The 22124-nt window shown below is 61.2% G+C and carries 19 protein-coding genes; 11 read left to right on the top strand and 8 right to left on the bottom strand.

The annotated features are described in order from the left end of the window. From AC0IW7_RS19745 to AC0IW7_RS19730, 4 genes are all read right to left on the bottom strand, one after another. A partial coding sequence (locus AC0IW7_RS19745; RefSeq protein WP_471820274.1) for a transposase occupies nucleotides 1–353 on the bottom strand: 353 nt, incomplete at its 3' end. A gap of 108 nt (nucleotides 354–461) precedes the next feature. Continuing rightward, nucleotides 462–1682: a beta-ketoacyl-ACP synthase I gene (gene fabB / locus AC0IW7_RS19740; protein WP_463382883.1), complete on the bottom strand. Its 1221-nt coding sequence runs from the start codon at nucleotides 1680–1682 to the stop codon at nucleotides 462–464. Nucleotides 1683–1693: 11 nt separating this feature from the next. Beyond that, nucleotides 1694–2209, bottom strand: coding sequence for a 3-hydroxyacyl-[acyl-carrier-protein] dehydratase FabA (gene fabA / locus AC0IW7_RS19735; protein WP_122453141.1), 516 nt, complete (start codon nucleotides 2207–2209; stop codon nucleotides 1694–1696). 306 nt (nucleotides 2210–2515) lie between these two features. Then, nucleotides 2516–4447: an ATP-binding protein gene (locus AC0IW7_RS19730; protein WP_471820272.1), complete on the bottom strand. Its 1932-nt coding sequence runs from the start codon at nucleotides 4445–4447 to the stop codon at nucleotides 2516–2518. Nucleotides 4448–4722: 275 nt separating this feature from the next. Between AC0IW7_RS19730 and AC0IW7_RS19725 the strand changes: the two genes are divergently transcribed. Genes AC0IW7_RS19725 through sixA form a run of 3 tightly spaced genes read left to right on the top strand, consistent with a single transcriptional unit; the run spans nucleotide 4723 to nucleotide 6593 of the window. Continuing rightward, nucleotides 4723–5760 (top strand): NAD(P)H-dependent glycerol-3-phosphate dehydrogenase, encoded by a 1038-nt coding sequence (locus AC0IW7_RS19725; RefSeq protein WP_471820271.1) that lies wholly within the window; start codon nucleotides 4723–4725, stop codon nucleotides 5758–5760. A gap of 24 nt (nucleotides 5761–5784) precedes the next feature. Then, a complete protein-coding gene (locus AC0IW7_RS19720; RefSeq protein ID WP_471820270.1) occupies nucleotides 5785–6135 on the top strand; it encodes a DUF4389 domain-containing protein in 351 nt (116 codons plus the stop codon). Continuing rightward, the gene (sixA, locus tag AC0IW7_RS19715; RefSeq protein WP_471820268.1) at nucleotides 6135–6593 is read left to right on the top strand and encodes a phosphohistidine phosphatase SixA; all 459 of its coding nucleotides are present in this window, start codon (nucleotides 6135–6137) and stop codon (nucleotides 6591–6593) included. Before AC0IW7_RS19720 ends, sixA begins: the two co-directional genes overlap by 1 nt. Nucleotides 6594–6709: 116 nt before the next feature. On the opposite strand, the gene AC0IW7_RS19710 is transcribed toward sixA, so the two are convergent. Beyond that, nucleotides 6710–7462 carry a DUF2242 domain-containing protein gene (locus AC0IW7_RS19710; RefSeq protein WP_471820267.1) on the bottom strand — a complete coding sequence of 251 codons (753 nt, stop codon included), beginning with the start codon at nucleotides 7460–7462 and terminating at the stop codon, nucleotides 6710–6712. Between the two features lie 285 nt (nucleotides 7463–7747). On the opposite strand from AC0IW7_RS19710, the gene AC0IW7_RS19705 reads away from it, so the two are divergent. From AC0IW7_RS19705 to AC0IW7_RS19675, 7 genes are all read left to right on the top strand, one after another. Beyond that, nucleotides 7748–9415 (top strand): AMP-binding protein, encoded by a 1668-nt coding sequence (locus tag AC0IW7_RS19705; protein WP_471820266.1) that lies wholly within the window; start codon nucleotides 7748–7750, stop codon nucleotides 9413–9415. 15 nt (nucleotides 9416–9430) lie between these two features. Next, nucleotides 9431–9874 carry a hotdog fold thioesterase gene (locus AC0IW7_RS19700; protein ID WP_471820265.1) on the top strand — a complete coding sequence of 148 codons (444 nt, stop codon included), beginning with the start codon at nucleotides 9431–9433 and terminating at the stop codon, nucleotides 9872–9874. Nucleotides 9875–10086: 212 nt separating this feature from the next. Further along, nucleotides 10087–10887 carry an alpha/beta fold hydrolase gene (locus tag AC0IW7_RS19695; protein WP_471820264.1) on the top strand — a complete coding sequence of 267 codons (801 nt, stop codon included), beginning with the start codon at nucleotides 10087–10089 and terminating at the stop codon, nucleotides 10885–10887. Then, a complete protein-coding gene (locus tag AC0IW7_RS19690) occupies nucleotides 10884–11747 on the top strand; it encodes an alpha/beta hydrolase (protein WP_471820262.1) in 864 nt (287 codons plus the stop codon). The genes AC0IW7_RS19695 and AC0IW7_RS19690 overlap by 4 nt, the downstream gene beginning before the upstream one ends. Before the next feature lie 91 nt (nucleotides 11748–11838). Further along, nucleotides 11839–12654: a DUF4892 domain-containing protein gene (locus AC0IW7_RS19685; protein ID WP_471820261.1), complete on the top strand. Its 816-nt coding sequence runs from the start codon at nucleotides 11839–11841 to the stop codon at nucleotides 12652–12654. Between the two features lie 53 nt (nucleotides 12655–12707). Next, complete coding sequence (locus tag AC0IW7_RS19680; protein WP_471820260.1) at nucleotides 12708–13775, top strand: AI-2E family transporter; 1068 nt, start codon at nucleotides 12708–12710, stop codon at nucleotides 13773–13775. Nucleotides 13776–13905: 130 nt separating this feature from the next. Next, nucleotides 13906–15510, top strand: a complete 1605-nt coding sequence (locus AC0IW7_RS19675; protein ID WP_471820259.1) for a YdgA family protein — start codon at nucleotides 13906–13908, stop codon at nucleotides 15508–15510. A 110-nt stretch (nucleotides 15511–15620) separates the two neighbouring features. Here the strand turns inward: AC0IW7_RS19675 and AC0IW7_RS19670 are convergent, their stop codons facing one another. Continuing rightward, nucleotides 15621–16547, bottom strand: coding sequence for a GGDEF domain-containing protein (locus tag AC0IW7_RS19670; protein ID WP_122495671.1), 927 nt, complete (start codon nucleotides 16545–16547; stop codon nucleotides 15621–15623). A 330-nt stretch (nucleotides 16548–16877) separates the two neighbouring features. Next, complete coding sequence (gene dacB / locus AC0IW7_RS19665) at nucleotides 16878–18311, bottom strand: D-alanyl-D-alanine carboxypeptidase/D-alanyl-D-alanine endopeptidase (RefSeq protein ID WP_471820258.1); 1434 nt, start codon at nucleotides 18309–18311, stop codon at nucleotides 16878–16880. Nucleotides 18312–18550: 239 nt separating this feature from the next. Between dacB and AC0IW7_RS19660 the strand changes: the two genes are divergently transcribed. Then, entirely contained in the window at nucleotides 18551–18898 is a 348-nt protein-coding gene (locus AC0IW7_RS19660) for a YggL family protein (protein ID WP_122495675.1), read from the top strand. A 255-nt stretch (nucleotides 18899–19153) separates the two neighbouring features. Here the strand turns inward: AC0IW7_RS19660 and AC0IW7_RS19655 are convergent, their stop codons facing one another. After that, entirely contained in the window at nucleotides 19154–22108 is a 2955-nt protein-coding gene (locus AC0IW7_RS19655; protein WP_471820256.1) for an HD domain-containing phosphohydrolase, read from the bottom strand. Nucleotides 22109–22124: the final 16 nt, after the last annotated feature.

Below are 22124 nucleotides of genomic sequence, written 5' to 3'. Positions count from 1 at the left end.
ACGGCGGGCGGTCCTTTCCTGGCTGACTCCAGGGCTTCAAAGCCGCCACTGTAATACTGCTGCTGCCATATGCCCACTTGGGTTGAATTACCCAAATTGAAAACCGCGGCCACGCGACGAAAAGAAAGATTTTCGCGCCACATCTGTTGAAGAACAGCGAGCTTGAACTCTGCGCTATAGCTGATTGGCCGGGCCTGCAGGCTGGCGTCGCCATGCAACCGATAGGCTTCTACCCAGCGCCGAAGCAGGGTGGGATCTAGCTGGAATTGCTCAGCGATAAAGCGAAAGCCTCGACCTCGCTCAAAGAAGGCGGTGATAACAGACAGCTTGAACTGTGTTGTGTACTTGCTCATGGAAGAAGCCCCAAAGGTTGGATGGGTGTCCAACTTTTGGGGCGCACTTCAAAATTCAGCTGTTTTGGGAGACGCTTCAGCCTCGATTTTTGTGATCGTTAAATCAGATCACTTACCCGCCCAGCGCTTCATCACCAGCGTGGCGTTGGTGCCGCCGAAGCCGAAGCTGTTGCTCATCACGTGGTTAAGCGTGACGTTTTCCTGGGTTTTGGTGGCGATTGGCATGTCGGCCACTTCCGGGTCCAGCTCGTCGACGTTGGCCGAGCCGGCAATGAAGTTGCCTTCCATCATCAGCATGCAGTAGATCGCTTCATGCACGCCGGCGGCGCCCAGGGAGTGACCGGACAAGCTTTTGGTCGAGCTAATTGGCGGCGCTTTGTCGCCAAACACCGCGCGCACGCCTTTGATTTCTGCCACATCGCCCACCGGCGTCGAGGTGCCGTGGGTGTTGAGGTAGTCGATCGGGCCGTCGACGGTGGACAGCGCCAGCTGCATGCAGCGGATCGCGCCTTCGCCGCTTGGGGCGACCATGTCGTAGCCGTCGGAGGTGGCGCCATAGCCGACAATTTCGGCGTAAATCTTGGCGCCGCGCGCCAGCGCATGTTCCAGCTCTTCGACCACCACCATGCCGCCACCGCCAGCAATCACGAAGCCGTCACGCTTGGCATCGTAAGCACGGGATGCTTTTTCCGGGGTGTCGTTGTATTGGGTGGAGAGGGCGCCCATGGCGTCGAACAGGCAACTTTGGCTCCAGTGTTCTTCTTCGCCACCGCCGGCAAACACGACGTCCTGCTTGCCCAACTGAATTTGCTCCATTGCCTGGCCAATGCAGTGCGCGCTGGTGGCGCAGGCCGAGGAAATCGAGAAGTTCACGCCTTTGATTTGGAACGGCGTGGCCAAGCAGGCCGACACGGTGCTGCCCATGGTGCGGGTGACGCGGTACGGACCAATGCGTTTAACGCCTTTTTCGCGCAGGGTGTCGATGGCTTCCATCTGGTTGATGGTGGAGGCGCCGCCGGAACCGGCGATCAAGCCGGTGCGCGGGTTGGAGATCTGTTCCGGGGTCAGGCCCGAATCTTTGATCGCCTGTTCCATCGACAGGTAAGCGTAGGCGGCAGCGTCGCCCATGAAGCGGAACACCTTGCGGTCGATCAGCTCTTCAAGGTTCAGGTCAACGGAGCCGGAAACGTGGCTGCGAAGCCCCATTTCAGCGTAGGACGGGTTGTGGCGGATACCGGCACGGCCAGCACGCAGGTTGGCGGAGACGGTGTCTTTATCATTGCCCAGGCACGAGACGATGCCCAAACCGGTGATCACGACGCGACGCATGCGGATAACCCTTAAAAATTATCAGTGGAAGTGAACAGGCCGACGCGCAAACCTTCGGCACTGTAGATCTCGCGACCATCGACACTCACCGTGCCGTCGGCAATCGCCAACACCAGGGAGCGGTTGATGGTGCGTTTGATATGAATGTTGTAGGTGACTTTCTTGGCCGTGGGCAGCACCTGGCCAAAAAATTTCACTTCGCCCGAACCCAGGGCGCGGCCGCGGCCGGGGTTGCCCTGCCAGCCGAGGTAGAAACCCACCAGCTGCCACATGGCATCCAGGCCCAAGCAGCCTGGCATTACCGGGTCGCCTTCGAAGTGGCAGGCGAAGAACCACAGGTCCGGGTTGATATCGAGTTCGGCAACCAACTCGCCTTTGCCGTATTTACCGCCGGTGTCGCTGATATGCGTGATGCGATCGACCATCAGCATGTTGGGGGCGGGCAGTTGCGCGTTACCTGGGCCGAATAGCTCGCCACGACTGCAGCGCAGCAAGTCTTCCCGAGTGTAAGCGTTCTGTTTGGACATGCGAGCTCCTCAATAATCCCCGTGCGGCAGGGCTAAGCGAATCATCTAGGCCGGTGCGAACGATCACTGCATTGCCCGTTCTGTAGGGCGTTGTCGCGACCAGCGTAGTCATAGACTGTTGCGTTGAAATGAAAGTCACAGGCTCTGAGCACAGTTGTACACCGAATGTTCCGTGCGCCGTTGAGAGCCATGCCCCACACCGTGCCCGACGCACTCTACCACTGTCTGCGGCGGCTGGGTTTCACCCTGTTGAGCACAATGTTGTAACGCTATTACGAGTATGTGACAGCCCGGCATGTTCCGTTTTCATGCATTGCTCTGACTACTCGCCAAAGGTCGGGGTGCCACCCACGCCTGCAAGATGCGTTGCAGGTCGGCGCGTTTGAACGGTTTGGCCAAATAGTCATTCATGCCGGCTTGCAGGCACGCCTCGCGGTCGCCCTGCAATGCATTGGCAGTCAGGGCGATGATCGGCAGATCGGCCCGATCAACCAGGCGGCGGATCTGCCGCGTCGCTTCATAACCGTCCATCACCGGCAGCCGGCAATCCATCAGCACGGCGGCGAATTCGTGGCGCTCCACGCTACTGAGCGCCTGGGCGCCGTCGCCCACCAGGCTGACCTGGTAACCCAAACTGCGCAGCATGGCTTCGATCACCGTCTGGTTCACCGGGTTGTCTTCGACCAGCAGCACTTTATGGCCGCTGCCGGAGCTGGCGTCGTCCACGCTTTGCTCGGCGGGGCGTTCGCTTTGACGGGCGAACGGCAGTGGAATTTCCAGGGTGAACACCGAACCACTGCCTTCCTGGCTCTGCGCGTTCAGCGTGCCGCCCATGCGTTCGGCCAAGGTGCGCGCGATGGGCAGCCCGAGGCCCGTGCCGCCGTAGCGCCGCGAAATGGAAGTGTCGGCCTGCTGGAAGGCGTCAAACATGTGCTCCAAGCGCTGCGGGGAAATGCCGATGCCGCTGTCGCGCACGGCGCAGCTGAACCACAGCACCTCGTTGTCGAGCGCCTGCCAGCGGGTTTCGATACGAATGGTGCCTTCTTCGGTGAACTTCAGCGCGTTGCCGAGCAGGTTGACCAGAATCTGCCGAATGCGCGTGGGGTCGCCTTTGACCACCAATTGCTCCAGCCCGGCCTGGGTATCCAGCTGCAACGTCAGGCCACGCTGGTTGGCGCTGTGCTGAAACACCTGGGCGGAACTCTGGATCAGCTCCAGCAGGTTGAAGGTGATGCGCTCCAACTCCAGCGCGCCGCGCTCGATTCGCGAGAAGTCGAGAATATCGTTGATGACCTTGAGCAAGTGCTCCGTGGACTCCGTCGCCAGCGCCGCGTATTCGGCCTGCTCGTCGGTCATTTCCGTGGTTTCCAGCAACTGCAGCATGCCCAGCACGCCGTTCATGGGGGTGCGCAATTCGTGGCTCATCATCGCCAGGAAGTCGGACTTGGCGCGGTTGGCCTGCTCCGATTCTTCGCGCGCTTTGACCAACTGCGCGATGCTTTGCTGCTGCTCGGTGCTGGCTTGTTCCAACGCGCTGGCGAGGTTGTTGATGTGCCGCGCCAGGCCGCCCAGCTCGTTGTCGTCCACCTCTGGCAACGCGGTGCGGTAGTTGCCGGCCTGAATCGCCTTCACCGCATCGGCCATGGTGCTGATCGGTTGCGATAACCGCCGCGCCAGGCGCCGCGCCACCAGGAAGGTGAGCAGCAGGGCGAAGAGGGCGAGCACCGTGGCCTTGAGCAGAATGGTCTGCTGCTGGCTGTTAAACGCATCGTTGGACATGCCCACCACCACGCGGCCGAGGTAGTCGTTGTCCAGATGGTTACCGCCGGCGCTGGCGGAATAGGGCAGGTCTTTGCTCAGCGCCAGGCGTTGCAAATGAATGGGCGCGTGGAAAATTTCCACCTGGGTCGCGCTTTTGTCTTGCGGGGAGGCTTGTTCTTCGTAGGCGAGAATGTTGTCTTGACGGTCGCGCACTTCAATAAAGCGCACATGGGGCGTATCAAGGGTTGCTTTAAGCAGGGTGTTGAGTACTTGAATATTGCCGGCAATTACGCCGTATTCAGTCGCCGGTGCCAGTTGGTTGGCAATCAGTTGGCCGGTGTGGTTCAGCTCCTGACGCAGATCCTGCAAGCGCACAAAGGTGAAAAAACCGGTCAGCAACAGCGTCAGCAGCAGAGCCGGGCCTACGCTGATCAGCTGTGTGCGGGTGTGGATGTCCCAGCCTCGGCGAAGGTTCATGGGATCAAAACTCTCCTTTCAAAACGCTGCGCTCGCTACGTTCGACGTTCCTGTCGCAGCTAAGAACCGTACCGATGCCTAGTGCTGCGGGGGCGTTCTTCGAAAGTCGGCAAGTCTACCTGTTCAAACCGCCATCGGCGCAGCGCCTTTTGCGCAGCATTAGCGGTTTTTGCCCACGGCCTGTCCAAGGGTAGCGTGCAACACTGGCCGCGGCCCGGTTGCTCCGTAATAATGCCGGCAGCTCGCCACGCACGATGGCTCACTACGGATTGGTTATGACAGATCAGCACTCCATCGCAGTACCCGCCATTGCCGTTCTGGGCGGCGGCAGCTTTGGCACCGCCATCGCCAACTTGTTGGCCGAGAACGGCAACCCGGTGCACCAATGGATGCGCGACCCGGAGCAGGCCGAGGCCATTCGCACCAACCGCGAGAATCCGCGTTACCTCAAAGGCGTGAAAATTCACCCTAACGTGGTCCCCGGCACCGACCTCGCCGCCACGCTCAGTGCTTGCCAACTGGTATTCGTCGCCTTGCCGTCCAGCGCCCTGCGTACCGTATTGCAGCCGTTTGCCGAGGTGCTGGCCGGCAAAATGCTGGTCAGCCTGACCAAGGGCATTGAGGCGCAGAGCTTCAAGCTGATGAGCCAAATCATCGAAGAAATTGCCCCGCAAGCGCGCCTTGGCGTGTTGTCCGGGCCGAACCTGGCCAAGGAAATCGCCGGCCATGAGCTGACCGCAACGGTGGTGGCCAGCGAAGACGACGAGCTCTGCCAGCGCGTGCAAGCCGCGTTGCACGGCCGCACCTTTCGCGTGTATGCCAGCGCCGACCGCTTTGGCGTGGAATTGGGCGGGGCGCTGAAAAACGTCTACGCCATCATCGCCGGCATGGCCGCTGCGCTGGAGATGGGCGAGAACACCAAGAGCATGTTGATTACCCGCGCCCTGGCGGAGATGACCCGCTTCGCCGTCAAGCTTGGCGCCAACCCCATGACCTTCCTGGGCTTGGCCGGGGTCGGCGATTTGATCGTCACCTGCTCGTCGCCGAAAAGCCGCAACTTTCAGGTTGGCTATGCCTTGGGCGAAGGCTTGAGCCTTGAAGATGCCGTGACCCGTTTGGGCGAAGTAGCCGAAGGTGTAAACACCCTGAAAGTGCTCAAGGTGAAGTCCGAAGAACTGCAAACCTACATGCCGCTGGTGACCGGTTTGCACGCCATTCTCTTCGAGGGGCGCACGCTGGCGCAGGTGATCGAGCGGCTGATGCTGGCCGAGCCGAAAACCGACGTCGACTTTATTTCCACCACCGGTTTCTGACCGTTTCTTGATAAGGAACATGCCATGAGCGATCCCCTCAACAAGAGCCTCGAGCGTGAGTCGATTGGCTTGCGCATCCTCTGGATGCTGGTGTTCACCCTGTGCTGGCAGGTAGCCGCGACGCTACTGGGCTTCGTTGTTTTGCTGCAATTGGGCTATCGCCTGTTTTACGGCGCACCGAACGCCACGTTGCTGGCCTTTGGCGACAGCCTGAGCCAATACCTCGCGCAGATCGGCCGGTTCGGCACTTTCAACACCGAAGAAAAACCCTGGCCGTTCGCGGATTGGCCCACTGCCCGTGCGGCGGACGGCGAAGCGGCCCACAGCATTCCACCCGCACCGCATCCGGTTCGCGACGAAGAGCCCAAGCTCTGATGCGCCTGTGGTTATTGCGCCACGGTGAAGCCTTTCCCCAAGCCCCGACCGATGCCGGGCGGCCGCTGACACCTAACGGTCGCGACGAAGTGCTGCGCAGCGCCGAGCACCTGAAAGGGCAGAGCATCAGCGCCATTCTTGCCAGCCCGTACTTGCGCGCGCAGCAGACCGCCGAGCTGGTTCGTCAGGCCATTGGCTTTCGCAACGCAGTCGGCACAGCGCCTTGGGCCACGCCCGAGAGCAGCGTGCGCGACGCCTTGGCGTATCTGGATGAACGCGAAGAAAGCGAGATTCTGCTGGTCAGCCACAACCCGTTCCTGGGCGAACTTGCCGGGCTGTTGATTCACGGCCACCGCCAGGAACCGGTGGCCTTGCGCACCGCGAGCTTGGTAGAGCTGGAAGGAGATTTTGCAGCGGCGGGGTTGATGGAACTGGTGTCGCTGAACCATCCGGAGTAGCGGCGCGGCTGTTGCCTTTTCTGTAGGAGCGAGCTTGCTCGCGAACCGCGCCACCACCTTGAGCCGAGGTTGCCAGGGTTCGCCAGCAAGCTGGCTCCTACGGGCTGGAATCGATGTCAGGGCGTAGCGGCGGGCACTTCACTTCTGGGCTGCAGGATGATCATCGGCTCCAGCGGCGGCTCGTCCAGCGGTTCAATGGCGGGCGCGGGCGCCGGCTCAGTTACCGGCATTACTTCTGGCTGAATAACTGGCGCTGCGGCAGGCGCGGCGGCCTGCGGTTCCGGAACGCCGAGCTGCTGCGGAACTGGCACAGGCTCCGGCGCAGGCTCTGCGGCTTTTACCGGCGGCGGCAGGAACACTTCCACCAGAGCAAAGAAGCGCTCGTAAAATTTCGCCGACGACACCGTCTCGCTGGCCACTTTCACCAGCGAATCATCCGTCGAGCCAATCGGCATCGACACCGACCCCAGCACACCCACGCCCAGGCTGGCGGAGTTGTTGAGTTTCTTCAGGGCGTAACGGTCTTGCAGCGCGTTGGCAAACATCGTCGAGTGATGGTCCGAGGCGCCGCCGTCCGTGCACACCACGTTAAAAGTGATTTCCAGGTGGTCGTCGCCTGACTGCTGAAAGCTTTTGTGCCCGCTGATTTGCTTCGGGTCGGCGCTGGTGATGATGTAGCCCTGGCTCAACAAGGCACGGCGCGCGGCTTCGCAGGAAGCAGCGTCGTTGGCGGCGTAGTTGCGCGAAAAGGTGCCGGAGTCGGCAAAGTTTTCGTGCTCATAAACGGCTTTGTTGTTCGAGGAACAGCCGGCAACACCTGCCAGCACGAGCGCCAGGGCGGCGCACTGGAGCGGGAAAGATTTGAACATGAACGGTCCGGGCGATAAAAAAAAGCGTCGCCTATTGTGCCTCAGAAAAGTCCTACATGGTGCGCCAGGTGCTGAGCGCGGGCAGGGCGTTAAGAGACCGTGCCTGGCTTGGCTACAGTTCTAAACATTTCTCCCCTTGCGCGATTCGCATTTGCCGTGGAATAGTCCAACCAAGCAAGTGCTTGGTTTTTCTTTGACTCGCTGGTTTTGGTTTCAAGGTTTTCCCGTTTCACACGTTGTAGTCCGCATGTTGTTTCCCCACAAAAATAATTAGGAGGAGGCCCTGTGACGAATGCTGCTGTGTTGCCCTTAGAGATTTTCTTCCAACGCGAAGCTCGCCATCCCGATAAACGCTACATGGTCCAGCCGTTACCAGGCGGCCAGGTGCTGGAACTGAGCTGGGCGGATGTCGGCGACCAAGCCCGCCGCGCCGCGAACTGGCTGCGCGCCCAGGAGCTGCCGATGGGGAGCCGCATTGCGCTGGTGTCGAAAAACTGCGCGCACTGGATCATCACCGACCTGGCCATCTGGATGGCCGGCCATGTATCGGTGCCGCTTTACCCCAACCTCACCGCCGACTCTGTGCGCCAGGTGCTCACGCACTCGGAAGCCGCGCTGGTGTTTGTTGGCAAGCTCGACGACTGGCCGACCATGGCGCCGGGCATTCCTGAAGGCATTCGCACCATCGCCTTGCCGTTGCACCCCGAAGGCACCTTCGACGTGCAGTGGAGCGACCTGCAAGCCTGCACGCCGATCCGCGACAACCCCACCGGCGCCCACGACCAACTCGCCACCATCGTGTACACCTCCGGCACCACCGGCACGCCCAAAGGCGTGATGCACAACTTCGGCAATTTCGCCTTCGCCGCCGGCCATGGCACCGAACTGTTCCAGGCCACCGAAGAGGACCGCCTGCTTTCATACCTGCCGCTGTGCCACGTGGCCGAGCGCATGTTCGTTGAGCTGAATTCCTTGTACGCCGGCGAAACCGTGTTCTTCGCCGAAAGCCTCGATACCTTCCTAGTCGACCTGCGCCGCGCGCGTCCCACCTTGATATTCGGCGTGCCGCGCATCTGGACCAAATTCCAGATGGGCGTGTACAGCAAAATGCCCGCCGAACGCCTGGATTTCCTGCTAAAGATTCCGTTCATTGGCAAACGCGTCGGCCACAAAGTGCTCGCCGGTCTGGGCCTGGACGCCGTGCGTTACGCCTTGTCGGGTGCCGCGCCGGTGCCTGAAGCGTTGCTGCATTGGTACCAGCGCCTGGGCCTGGATGTGCTCGAGGTGTACGGCATGACCGAAAACTGCGGCTATTCGCACATCTGCCGAAAGGGCAAAAACCGCCCCGGCTGGATCGGCCAGTCCAGCCCCGGCGTGGAAGTGCGCATCAGCGAGCTCGGCGAAGTGCAGGTGCGCAGTCCGGCGACCATGCAGGGCTACTACAAAGACCCCGAACGCACCGCCGAAACCATCACCGAAGACGGATTTCTGCGCACCGGCGATAAGGGCGAACAAGACAGCGAGCACTACCTGCGCCTGACCGGCCGCATCAAGGAAATCTTCAAAACCAGCAAAGGCAAATACGTCGCCCCGGCGCCGATTGAAAACCTGCTGGCCGTGCATCCGCGCATCGAGCAGGTTTGTGTAGTCGGCGATGGCATGCCACAGCCGATGGCCTTGTGCGTGCTCTCCGACGTGGGCCGGGAAGAAGCCCTGAATGGCTCGCGACCGGCGCTAGAAGGCAGCTTCAAAACGCTGCTGGCCGACGTTAATGCCGCGCTCGACAAGCACGAACAACTCAGCGGCCTGGTGCTGCTCAAAGAAGTGTGGGCAGTGGACAACGGCTTCCTCACACCCACGCTGAAAATCAAACGCAGCGTGGTAGAAGACGCTTACGCCGCGCGCTTCGCCGAATGGTCGGGCCGGCGCGAAGCCCTGGTTTGGCATGACTGACAAGAAGGAACCGGCATGAGCCTGTGGCGCACCACCCCCGATTTGCAGGCCCTGAACAGCCTGCGTAAAAACACCATCAGCGAAGTGCTGGACATCCGTTTCGACGCCTTCGATGAGGAGTCGATCACCGCCAGCATCGTGGTCGACTCACGCACCCACCAACCCTACGGTCTGCTGCACGGTGGCGCTTCGGTGGTGCTCGCCGAAACCCTTGGCAGCACCGCCAGTTACCTGTGTATCGACAGCTCCAAATTTTACTGCGTGGGCCTGGAAGTGAACGCCAACCACCTGCGCGGCGTGCGCAGTGGGCGCGTCACGGCCGTGGCGCGGCCCATTCATTTGGGGCGCACGACCCATGTTTGGGATATTCGCCTGACGGATGAGCAGGGGAAGCCGAGCTGTATTTCGCGGCTGACCATGGCGATTGTGCCGTTGGGGAATATGCCGCCGCCGGTGTGACCGGTTAAAAGCATCGCGGCTAAAGCCGCTCCCACAGTTTGCGAGCTTCTGTAGGAGCGGCTTTAGCCGCGATGCTCTTGATCCCCGGGGATGCGAATCCTCGCGCCCATACGCCCTGGCCGTATCGCCATCATTCCCGGCACTTACAGTCATTGCCGCGCCGCCACCGCTTACGGACAATCGCCACAGGTTTGTCCTGGAAGCTTCCCTGTATGCCGCAATCGGTTTTTTTCGCCCATGCCAACGGTTTCCCGTCAGCCACGTACGGCAAGCTGTTCGCCGCGCTGGCGCCGGAATACGAGGTCTCGCATTTGCCGCAACACGGCCATGACCCGCGTTTCCCGGTGGATGACAACTGGGGAAACCTTGTCGACGAGCTGGTGCATCACCTGCGCGAACGGCCAGAGCCGGTGTGGGGCGTGGGGCATTCGCTAGGCGGGGTGCTGCATTACCACGCGGCGCTGCGTCATCCCGAGTTGTATCGCGGGGTGGTGATGCTCGATTCGCCGGTGCTTACGCTGGCTGACCGCATCGTTATCCGCGCGGCCAAGCGTTTTGGTTTTATCGATCGCATTACCCCGGCCGGTCGCACGCTCGGGCGGCGTGAGGAGTTCAGCGATATCGCCGAGGCGCGCGATTATTTTTCGGCCAAATCACTGTTTCGCCGCTTCGATCCGGAATGCCTTGACGCTTACGTGCAGCACGGCCTGCAAGCCAACGGCGAAGGCCTGCGACTGTTGTTCGACCCGGCCACCGAAATCAGCATTTATCGCAGCGTGCCCCATAGCAATCCGGGGCGTCCGCAGCAGTTGCAGGTGCCGTTGGCGATGGTGCGTGGCCGCCACAGCCGCGTGGTGTTGCCTCATCACACCCGCTCGATCCGGCGTTTGCCGCATTGCCAGTACCTGACGCTGCCGGGCGGGCACATGTTTCCGCTGGAGCGCCCACAAGCGACCGCCGAGTTGCTCAAAACCCTGTTTGACCGCTGGCAAGCCCGCCTGGAGTCCGCATGAATTATTCCTTTGAAGAAGTGCGCCTGAGCCTGCCGCACATTGAACTGTCGGCCCATGTGTTCGGCCCTGAAGACGGCAAGCCGGTTATCGCCTTGCACGGCTGGCTGGACAACGCCATGAGCTTCGCGCGCCTGGCGCCCAAGCTGGAAGGGCTGCGCATCATTGCATTGGATTTTGCCGGCCACGGCCATTCCGATCACCGCCCGGCGGGCGCGCACTATCAGCTGTGGGACTACGCCTACGACGTGTTGCTGGTGGCGGAGCAGTTCGGATGGCAGCAGTTTTCGTTGTTGGGGCACTCGATGGGCGCGATTGTTTCGGTGTTGCTGGCGGCCTCCATGCCGGAGCGAATCGAGCGCTTGGCGTTGATCGACGGCTTGGTGCCGTTCACCGGCGAAGCCGAGTCGGCGCCGGCCAAGCTGGGTTCGGCATTGCGTGAGCAGTTGGCATTGGCGGGCAAGCGCAAGCCGGTGTACGAGAAGGTCGAACAAGCGGTGAAGGCGCGCATGAAGGGTGTCGGCGGCGTCAGTTTCGAGGCTGCGCAGTTGCTGGCACAGCGCGGGTTGATGCCGGTGCCTGGCGGTTACACCTGGCGCACCGACAGCCGCCTGACGTTGCCTTCGCCGCTGCGCTTTACCCAGGCGCACACCGATGTGTTTGTGCGCAGCGTGGCGTGCCCGGCCTGCCTGGTAGTGGCCGAGGGCGGCATGTTGCATGCGCAGCCGACGGTGGTGTCGGCATTGGAAGGGTTGCCATTCGAGGTGCAGCGCCTGGCCGGCGGCCATCATTTGCATCTGGATGACGAAGCCGGAGCCGAAGCGGTAGCAGCCTGTTTCAATAGGTTTTTTTCCGCTTCTTGACTTGCTCCAGGCAACTGCGGAGTCTGGGCGACTTCGCTGGGCAGCGCTAAACGAGCTGCCCCGTTTGCTGACACGAACAACGAGACCCTTTATGCGCGTGTACCGCCTGCTGGCCATTGCCCTGGCTGCTGTGGCTAGCTCCGCCACTTTCGCTGCCGATTTGCCCGGCAGTCAGGACCTGGACATTCTGCCGCGCTTCCCCCGCGCCGAAATCGTCGACTTCCGCGACATCGCCGCGCAAGAACGCATTTATCCCTTGGGTTCCATTCGCCGCATCAGCGGCACGTTGCGCTATGAGCGCCAGGTCGACAGCCTCGGCCATATGCGCTCGGTCACCTATGAATTGCCGCCGGAACATACCTCCGGCCAAGCGTTCAACGCGGCCCGCGATGCGCTGCAAGAGCAGGGCGCGCAGTTGCTGTATTGGTGTGAAAGCCGCGAATGTGGCTCCAGCAGCTTGTGGGCGAACTCGGTGTTTGGAAACGCCAAGCTGCTGGGCGCCGACGATCAGCAAGCCTATTTGCTGCTGCGTCTGGCCGAGCCAAAGCAGAACACGCTGGTGGCGCTGTACAGCATCACGCGCGGCAATCGTCGCGCGTATCTGCATGTGGAGCAGTTGGATAACGGCGCCGAACTGGGCGAGTTGCTGCCAGGACCGGCGACCTTGCTGCGGCAATTGCGCAACACCGGCGAACTCGAATTTGCCGCGCTGGACGGCGAGCCGGTGGCGGCGTGGGCCGAACTGTTGGGGCGCACGCTCAATCAGGACAGCACGTTGCGCGTGAGCCTAGCCGGCGAACACGCTCAGGCCTGGCGCGATGCGTTGGTGGCGCAGCGCGTGCGGGCGGCGCGCCTGGAAATCGATGCAGCGCAAACCGACGGCCTATCCTTTAAGCTGCTGCGCTAGTTTTCGCTCAAGTTCCCACGTTCAGATCGCTACCCATCCCTTCGGAGCTCTACATGCTCAATAACGACCGATTGCTGGTCCAGATTCTTTTGCTGGCCCTGTTGGGCGCCGCGCTCTGGGTGTTGGCGCCGTTCTTCTCGGCGCTGTTCTGGGCCGCCGTGCTGGCCTTTGCCAGCTGGCCGTTGATGCCGCTGCTCACGCGCTGGCTGGGCGGCCGCGTGTCGTTGGCGGCCGGCATCCTGACCCTGGGCTGGATGGTGTTGGTGGCGGTGCCGCTGGTGTGGTTGGGCTTCAACCTGGCCGACCACATACGCGATGCCGTCAACTTGGTCAAAGACCTGCAAGTACAAGGCCTGCCGGCGCCGCCCGAGTGGCTGGGCCGCGTGCCGTTGCTGGGCGAGCGCCTGGTGGGCTGGTGGATGAGCATCGATCAGCAAGGCGCGGCGATTTTCGCCAGCGTGAAACCGTACCTCGGCGAAGTGGGCAACTGGCTGCTGGCCCGTAGCGCCAAAATCGGCGGCGGCATGTTGGAACTGACCCTGAGTCTGGTGTTGGTGTTCTTCTTCTACCGCGACGGCCCGGCCATGGCGGCGCTGGTAAGCAAAGGCCTGCACCGCTTGATCGGTGAGCGCGCCGATTATTACCAGCACCTGGTGGCCGGCACCGTGCAACGCGTGGTCAATGGCGTGATCGGCACCGCTGCTGCCCAGGCCGTGTTGGCCTTGATTGGTTTTTGGATCGCCGGCGTGCCCGGCGCCTTGCTGCTCGGCATTTTGACCTTCGTGTTCAGCCTGATCCCCATGGGGCCGCCGCTGGTGTGGATTCCCGCCACCGTGTGGCTGGCGTGGAAAGGGGAATATGGCTTCGCCATTTTCCTCGGTATCTGGGGCACGTTTATCGTCAGTGGCGTCGACAACGTGCTCAAGCCTTACCTGATCAGCCGTGGCGGCAACCTGCCGCTGGTGGTGGTGCTGCTCGGGGTGTTTGGCGGCTTGTTGGCGTTCGGCTTTATGGGCTTGTTCCTCGGGCCGACCTTGTTAGCGGTGGCGTATAGCCTGCTCACGGACTGGGTCAAGACCGACCCAACCACGCCCACGGTGAAAATTCTCGAAGAGCGATAAGCGACACAGCCTCGAACCGCGCCACAGTGCTACCATAGCCGCCGCTTTCGCTGTGCGGCGCCTGTGGCGCACGGGTCTCCTCCGGCCAGGAAGGCGCATACATAAACATGGACATTCGTTGAGTCGACTCATGAAAAAATCAGCAGGAATCGCTGCAGGCATCATCGTTGCGGTAGGCGTCATCAGTACCGCAGGCGCCTGGTACACCGGCACCCAATTGCCCACCGTATTGCAGAACTCCATCGCCGAAGCTAACCAGAAAGGCGCCGATGCGCTGCTGGGCACCGGCATCACCAGCAAGCTGGAACTGCTGTCGCTCGACAGCCACCTGTTCACCAGCACCGCGCACTACAAGCTGACCCTGGACATGCCCGCCTCAGAAGGCGAGGCCCGTCATATGGAAGTGCTGCTGGTCGACAACATCCAACACGGCCCGCTGCCTGCCGCGCGCTTGAAAAAGCTCAACCTTTGGCCGGTTCTGGCCACCAGCAACTACGCGCTGGAACCCAACGAACTGACGCAGAAATGGTTCGACGCCGCCAAGGGCGAGTCGCCACTGACCGGCCAGGTCAGCCTCGGCTACGACCAGTCCACCACCGGCACCATCGAACTGACCCCGCTGGACTTCGCCCCGCAAGAAGGGCAGAACGTCAAATTCTCCGGCCTGAAATTGGAAGTCGACGCCAGCGCCCACGCTAAAGACGTGGCCCTGACCGGCGGCATGGACAGCCTGGTACTGAGCGGCACCGACGCCAATGGCGAAGCCATCAAAATCGAGCTGAAAGACCTGACCCTGGACAGCGATCAAAAGCTGGGCAGCGGCGAGTTCTACCTCGGCGATAGCAGCGTCAAGCTGGCCACTGCCTCGATCGCCGTGGCCGGCAAGCCGCCGGTAGTGATCAAAAATATCGCTCAGGCCGGCACCTTTGAAGAAAACGACGGCAAGTTGGCCGGTCATGTCTCCTACGACATTGAACAGGTCAGCTTTGACGGCAAAGACATCGCCGGTCTGCACATGCTGTGGCGCATGAAGGATTTTGACGCCGCTGCCGTGCAGTCGCTGGTCAACCTCTACAAAGACAAACTGGCGCCGGTGCAGCAAGCCCAGGCACTTGGCCAGGAAACGCCAGACATGGCGTTCACCCCAGCTGAAGAGGAAAAGCTCAAAGCCGACGTGGGCCAATTGCTGGCCGGTAAACCGCACGTTGCACTGGAGAAATTCAGCGTAAAAACCGCCCACGGCGAAGCGCTGGTGAGCCTGGCGATGGACTTCAACAAGCCGGCATCCTTCGACCTGCCACCGCCAGAAATGGCCAAGCAAGTGCTGACGCAGCTCGATGCCAAACTGTCGATCGACAAAGCCGTGATCGGTGATGGCGTGCGTGTTCAGGCGGCAATTGCCGGCGAAACCGACCAGAAGGCCATCGACGACCAAGCCGCCATGTTTACCGAGATGGGCAGCGGCATGGCGCTGTCGACCGAGATGATCGTGCTCAAAGGCGACAAGCTCGAATCGAACCTGCATTACGCCAACAACGAAGTCACCTTCAACGACCAGAAAATGTCGGTGGAAGAGTTCGCCATGTTGGTGATGTCCAAGGCCGGTGGCCTGGGCGGCGGTGCCGGTGAAGAACAGCCGGAAGGCTACGTGCCGGACGAAGAGCAGCCAGACGCTGGCGCTCTCGACGAAGAAGCCCCGGAAGAAATGCCGGAAGAAGCACCCGAAGAGCAATAAGTCGGGTTGCGCTGTAACGAAAAAGGCCAGTCGATTGACTGGCCTTTTTTTCGCGTTGAGGTTCACCGCCGTAAAAACCTCCCGTCATTCCCGCGCTTGGAAACGGGTGTTCAACCCGCCATGGTCAAGCGATTACGGCCTTCGCGTTTGGCCACGTACAGCGCGTTGTCCGCGCGGCGCATCAGGCTGTCTACCGATTCGCCCGGCAGCAGGCAGGCGCAGCCGAGGCTGACCGATACATCAATGTGCTGGCCCTGGGCGGTGCATTGCAACTCTTGCACCGCGAAGCGCAGGCGCTCGCCGACCATGGCCGCGCCTTCGCGGCTGGTGTTGGACAGCAGCACCAGAAACTCTTCGCCGCCAAAGCGGAAAATCATATCGATATTGCGCAGCTGTGCTTTCAGCGTATCGGCCATGGCGCGCAGCACTTCGTCGCCGGTGCTGTGGCCGTGGGTGTCGTTGATGTGTTTGAAATGATCGACGTCGAGCATCAGCACCGACAACGGTTGCAGGTTGCGGCGCGCCAAGTCGACTTCGCGCTGCAAGGCTTGGTCCATGGCGATGCGGTTGCCGGTGTCGGTCAATGGATCGCGCAGCGCGCACTGCACGGCTTTGCGGTAGAGCAGGGCGTTGCGCAACGGAAACAGCATGCACGCCAGCAGCGATTCCAGTTGGCTCAATTCTTCTTCGGAGAAGCGCTGGTTGCGGCGAAAAATCAGCTCGCCCAGGTATTCGCCGTCGTGGTTCAAGCGGTAGCCGGCCGAGTGGGTGGCACGCACGCCAAGCTCCAGACGCAGGTCGGCGGAAGGCTGCTGATACGCCACCGCGTGCAGCGGCACCAGGCGTTGCACTTCGCGAAAGAAGATTTCCAGGATCCGCTCGACTTCCAGGCTGGTCTGCAATTGCAGGTTCAGCTTCTGCCGCAGTTGCGCCAACGAGACTGGACGCAGCGACTGCGTGCGGTTGCTGGCAAAGCCCAGGCGCTGCAGTTTGGCGGCGTCAAAGTCGATTGTGTTTGTTTTGCTTGGCGGGACCATGTCGGGGGAACCTCATGCGCGAAATGCGGCGACAAGGTGCCTATAGCGAATAGTGTGCCAGGTGCGGATTTGTCTTATAAATGCGTTATAAAACAATAGGTTGTGATTGTGTTTGAGGTGTTTGCGGCTGATTTTTGCCGCCGGGTTGCCGGTTGTTTGGCGAGTACTGGCAATCTGCTGCCGGGGGAAATCATCTGTAGCCAATTTCCCGTCGCGTTGTAGGGGAGTGCTTAAAGTGGTCGGGTAATGGTGTTTTCAGGAATTGCGGCTGAAGCCGCTCCTACAAGGTTGCGGGTGGTTGTAGGAGCGGCTCTAGCCGCGATGGCTTTATCAATCCGCGCGGCGGTACAGGTCGAGCAGCACCTGATCAAGAATCGCCGAAGCGCCCCAGGGGCGTGGGTCGTTGAGGATGGCCACCACTGCCCAGGTGTCGCCCTTGGCGTCGCGGCTAAAACCGGCGATGGCGCGGACGGTGTTGAGGGTGCCGGTCTTGATGTGCGCATCGCCATTAAGCGGTGTGTTTTTCAGGCGTTTGCGCATGGTGCCGTCCATGCCGACGATGGGCAGCGAACTGATGAACTCGGCGGCGTACGGGCCCTTCCAGGCGGTTTGCAGAATGGCCGCCATTTCCCGGGCGCTGACCCGCTCAGCACGGGAAAGACCCGAGCCGTTTTCCATGACCAAGTGGGTGGCGGTGATGCCTTTTTTCGCCAGCCATTGGCGAATCACCCGTTGCGCCGCCTTGGCGTCGTCGCCATCGGCGCTGTTGCGAAATTCGGCGCCCAGGCTCAGGAACAGCTGGCGCGCCATGGTGTTGTTACTGAATTTATTGATGTCGCGGATGATTTCGGCCAAATCCGGGGAAAAGGCGCGTGCCAGCAAGGTGCCGCTTTTGGGCACGACGTCGACGCGATCTTTACCCATGATGGTGCCGCCCAGTTCCTGCCAGATCGCCCTTACGGCGCCAGCGGCGTAACCCGCGTGGTCGAGCAGCGACAGGTACGACTGGGTGTTGCAGCCTTCGTTTTGCTGGCCGGTGACCACCAAGGTGGTGCCGTCGAATTCGGTGACCGGGTTGTAGCGCACGTCGCCGGCGCACTTGCCTTTGGCCACGTATTTGACGCGGTTGTCGATGCGCACGTTGGTCAGCGGCGGCTCCATCATCACATTCACCTTGCCGCCCTCGGCGCGGGTGATCATGCGCACGGCTTTGAGGTTTACCAGCAGCGAGTCGGGCGTCACCAGGAAGGGCTTGTTGTCGTCCTTGCCGTCGTCATCGAAGACCGGCAGTTGCGGCTGTACAAAAAATGACCGGTCCAGCACCAGATCGCCCGTTACCCGCAGCACACCGTTGGCGCGCAGGTCGCGCATCAGCAGCCAGAGTTTTTCCATGTTCAGCTTCGGGTCACCGCCACCTTTAAGGTAGAGGTTGCCGTTGAGCACGCCGTCTTTGAGCGGGCCGTCGCCGTAGAACTCGGTTTTCCACTGGTGAGTGGGGCCGAGCAGTTCCAGGGCGGCGTACGTGGTGATCAGCTTCATGGTGGAAGCCGGGTTCACCGAGACATCGGCGTTGATGATGGTGGGGGTGCCGGCGCCGGTCATGGGCAGCGTGACCACGGAGAGCGAGTCGTTGCCGATCTTGCCGGCTTTCATGGCTTTCTGGACGGAGGCGGGCAGGGTGGTGTTCAGCGGGGCGGAAAATGCCGGCAGCGCGGCGGGTAACAAAAGGCTGGCGATGATGAGGTGGCGAAGCGATTTGATCATTGGCAAAAACCCTTCAGGCAAGGGCCAAAAAAGAAAGATGGCGTAAAGAAGAAAGCGCTCGGGCTCACAGGTTCCCAAATGCGCGGAGAAAGTGCCGGCATTATGCCCGAAGCGTTCTACAGTTTGCCGAGTAGTGGTGCAATTTTGTCCGCTGCATTACGGGCGCCCGGCAGAGAGTCGGGCACGGCGCAGCCTTTGCTGGTAAAGTGCCGCGCGTTATCACTTTTGAGGATTGTTCCATGGCTACTAACCGTTCCCGCCGCCTGCGCAAAAAACTCTGCGTGGATGAATTCCAGGAGCTCGGCTTCGAGCTGAACCTGAACCTCAAAGCGGACCTGAGCGAAGCGGACATCGACGCTTTCCTCGACGAATTCCTGCGTGTGGCCATGAAAGACAACGGCCTGGGCTATGTTGGCGGCGAAGACTACGGTCTGGTGTGCCTGGCCAAACGCGGTTCGGTCAGCGAAGAACAACGCGCCGCCGTTGAAGCCTGGCTGAAGGGCCGCAGTGAAGTCACCGACTACACCGCCAGCCCGTTGATCGACGTCTGGTACCCAGAGACCGAAATCAACGCCGAACACGCCTAAGCCGTTACGGTTTAAGCAGGTGTAAAACAAAGGGGCCTTCGGGCCCCTTTGTTGTTTTCGCAGATTCGCATTGGCGACTCACGGACTGCTTTCATTGTGGGAGCGACTTTAGTCGCGATTTCCTGAAAACGCTGATCCCAAGCCATGCGCTTTTGTAGGAGCGAGCTTGCTCGCGAAGGGGGCAAACGCGGGACACCCCGCATCGTCGTTTGCAGGGTTCGCCAGCAAGCTGGCTCCTACAGGGTACGGCGGCGCTCACCCCACCTTTGCCAGCAACGCGTCCACATCCACGTCGTCGATCTGCTCAGGCTGCAAAAAGCGCTGGGCGTATTCCAGGTGCAAACCGCTGCGCACGAACAGGGCGAACAAGTCGGTGTCGATGTGCGCGCCGTTGGCCATGCCGACCATGATGCCCAGCGCCTGCGACAAGGTTTTGCCGCGTTTGTATGGGCGGTCCACGGCGGTCAGCGCTTCGAAAATATCGGCAATCGCCATCATCCGCGCCGGCAGGCTCATGTCTTCGCGGCGCAAGCGTTTGGGGTAGCCGGTGCCGTCCATTTTTTCGTGGTGCCCGCCGGCGATTTCGGTGACGTTGGCCAGGTGCGGCGGGAACGGCAAATGGCTGAGCATCATGATGGTCTGCACCATGTGATTGTTGATGATGTAACGCTCTTCGGCCGTCAGCGTGCCGCGCGCGATGCCGAGGTTGTACAGCTCGCCGCGATTAAATTTGTAGGTGGGCTCGTTAAGTTTGAAGCCCCACGGGTTGTCCACCGGCACGCTGTCTTTTGGCCCGCGTTCGAACAGGTGCTCGGGTTTGTCAGCCAACAATGGTTCGCTGACTGGCAGGGCGGGCGCCGGGGTGCGGCTCTGGCGCTGGTTCTCTTCCCACGACACGCCGAGGCGGTCGTCCAGGGTACGCGTCCAGGTGCGCATGCCGATCTGGGCCAGGCGCTCCAGGTCCGCGTCGGCCATGGCTTCACCGCCCAGGTTACTGCGGGCGACAAAGGCGAATTCGTCGTCCAGCGCGGCGAGCAAGTCGTCACGCGATGCCCTCAGTTGCGCTTCATCGCCGCCACCGGCTATGCCTTGCCAATAGCTGATCCAGGCGTCGCGCTTGAGCACTTCGAAACGGGTGCGAATTTCATGGATGCGGTCGTACAAAGTTTCCAGTTTGGTGGCTTTATCCACCACGTATTCCGGCGTGGTGACTTTGCCGCAGTCGTGCAGCCAGGCGGCGATGTGCAGTTCTTCCCACTGCTCGTCGGTGGGTTGGTAGGCGGCAAAGGCTGGCTCGTCGCTGTTGGCGGCAGCGCGGGCGAGCATCAGTGTCAGCTCCGGCACGCGTTGGCAGTGCCCGCCGGTGTACGGGCTTTTGGCGTCGATGGCGCCAGCAATCAATTGAATAAAGGCATTCAGCAGTTTTTTCTGACTTTCCAACAGGCGCTGACTTTCGATGCACAGCGCCGCTACGCCAGACACCGCTTCGACAAAGGCAATGCGCTCGGGCCGCAGCATGGCTTGATCGTCGACGTGGCCGGTGTCGCGCTGCAACAGCACCAATACGCCGAGCGTCTGGCCTTGGCGGTTGTGCAAACCCGTGGCGGCCAAGTGCAGCCGTGGGCTGTCCAGTTTCAGGAAGATGTCGCGCAACGCGCCGGCTTGATCGAAGCCTAGGCTGCGCGTGCTACTGGCGCCGCCGTTGGCCGGGCCGTCGAGCCAATCGGGTAGGTCGTCGGCGGCGGCCGGGTAGCTGGCCAGATGAAAGGGCTCCAGCTCGCGGGTCTGTTTGTCCAGGATCAGACCCTTGGCCTCTAGGCTGCCGGTGTCGGCATCGATCAGATAAATCAGCCCGCCTTGGGCGCCGCTGATTTCTACGGTTTCTTCCAACACGCGTGCCAGCAGCGTATCGAAGCGAGTTTCGGCGGACAGGCTGGAGGCGATGTTCAGAAAGCTGGCGATGGTTTCTTTCATGCGCGCCATTGAGGTGGCGAGTTGGTCGATTTCCAGAATCGGCGAGTGGCCGCTGCTGGGTTGGCTGAAGTCGAAGCGGCGGATGGCTTCGGCTTCACGCACCAGGTCGCGCAGTGGTCGAATGATCAGCCGCGAGCTGAGCCAGCCCAACGGCAGGCACAGCAGCAGAATAGCCAGCGTCACCAGCGCGCCTTGCCAGCGAATACGGTAGGCATCGGCGAGCAATTCGTCTTTTGGCACCACCAACGCCAGCTCCAAGCCTTGCGGCCCGCCTTCGATCAAATGGCTGCGCGAGACCACCCAGTCGCGCTGATCCAGGCGGATGCCGCGCAAGGCTACGTTTGGGTCGCGGTCCAGCAAGGCGGCCAGCACCGGATTCAGGTCGCGGGCTTTGGCCAACTGAGCTTTTTCGCTTTGCACAATCAGGCGGCTGCTGTCGGGGTAAGCGATGGCATTGCCGTTGCCGTCGTACAGCACCACTTCGGTGGAGGGCGTGATTTTGTGTTTGGCCAGCGTGGCGGACAAATCATCCAGCGTCAGGTCCGCGGCAATCACCGCATGTTCGCCCGTGGCACGGGCCAGGGTGGTGCCGACATTGCCGGTGGAGAAAAACACATAAGGCGCCGTGGTGATCTGCTCTTTGCGGCTCAACGCACTGGCAAACCAGCTGCGGTTGCGGGGGTCGTAGCGTTCTTTGAGATTCTGCCGGCGGCTGATCAGGTTCAGTTCGGCATCGTAGTAGGCCGACTCCGACTGCGCCGATTCGGTTTGCGCGGATTCGCCCACGCGATCGATGGACCACACCTGGTACGCGGCGTTTTGCGGCGCGTCGAATTTGTCTTTCAAGGCTTGCGTGCGCAGCGGGCGCACCATGAAGAAATCGCCGTCGTCATAGCCGAGGAACAGCGAGGCCAGTTTCGGGTTGTCGCGCAGCGCTTGTGCAAACGAGGGCAGCAGCGCCATGCGCTGATAGTGGTCGGTGCCGTGGTTTTGCTCTTGCAGGGCAAGCAGGCTGAGGAGGTGGCGAATCGGCTGGTAGGTATTGAGCAGGTCGTGCTGGACGTCTTCCTGAATCCGACTGAACAACTCGGCGCTGCTGGAGTAGATGATTTGCGTGGTTTGCCGGTAGTTGAAAAGGCCCAGCACGATGCCGGTGATCAGCAGTAAAAAGGTAAACAGCACACTGATGTGCACGTGCAGCGAGTAGCGGCGTTCCACGCGGCGGGACTTACTCATTGCGCATCACTCCTTG

The organism is Pseudomonas sp. AC229 (assembly GCF_979254655.1).
The sequence above is the reverse complement of the archived record's forward strand: the minus strand, read 5'-3'. Positions and strand labels throughout refer to the sequence as shown.